This is a genomic window from Nocardiopsis sp. ATB16-24 (genome assembly GCF_030271535.1).
Classification (GTDB): Bacteria; Actinomycetota; Actinomycetes; order Streptosporangiales; family Streptosporangiaceae; genus Nocardiopsis.
Genome location: NZ_JASCXJ010000049.1, coordinates 1 through 615, shown reverse-complemented (window position 1 = coordinate 615; position 615 = coordinate 1). Strand labels below are relative to the sequence as shown.

The following is a 615-nucleotide window of genomic DNA, read 5'->3' as shown; positions in this document are numbered from 1 at the left end:
AGGTCCTGGGCGAGGACTACATCCGCACGGCCCGGGCCAAGGGCCTGAGCGAACGCCGCGTGATCTTCAAGCACGCGCTGCGTCCCACGCTCACCCCCATCGTGACGATCTTCGGACTGGACCTGGGCCTGGTGCTCGGAGGCGCGATCCTCACCGAGAAGGTGTTCTCCCTCAAGGGGGTGGGCGCCTACGCGATCGACTCCATCATCTCCAAGGACCTGCCCGTCATCTTGGGCGTGACCTTGATGGGTGCCGTCTTCATCGTCATCTGCAACCTCTTGGTCGACCTGCTGTACCCGATCGTCGACCCACGGGTCCGGATCGCCGGCTGACCAGCGGCAGCGTTGAACAGACCAGCTCTAGCGAAGGAAAGTGACATGGCCTCGACCGAGCCCGTCGTCCGGGTGGATGATCTGCGGGTGGTGTTTCCGACCATGGACGGTGATGTTCACGCGGTGAACGGGCTGTCTTTTGAGGTGCCCGCGGGCGGGGCCCTGGGCATCGTGGGCGAGTCCGGCTCGGGTAAGAGCGTGACCTCGCTGGCCTTGATGGGTCTGCACCGGGGCAGCCGGGCCCGCATCAGCGGTGCCATCGAGGTCGCGGGCCAGAACGTGG

2 protein-coding genes are annotated in these 615 nt (G+C 65.9%); both read left to right on the top strand.

The window, feature by feature from the left end; all coding sequences use genetic code 11:
* On the top strand, positions 1–332 hold a 332-nt coding region (locus PFX91_RS23055), incomplete at its 5' end, for an ABC transporter permease (protein WP_285735233.1).
* Between the two features lie 45 nt (positions 333–377).
* Positions 378–615 (top strand): ATP-binding cassette domain-containing protein (locus PFX91_RS23050; protein ID WP_285735232.1); only part of this gene is annotated, 238 nt, incomplete at its 3' end.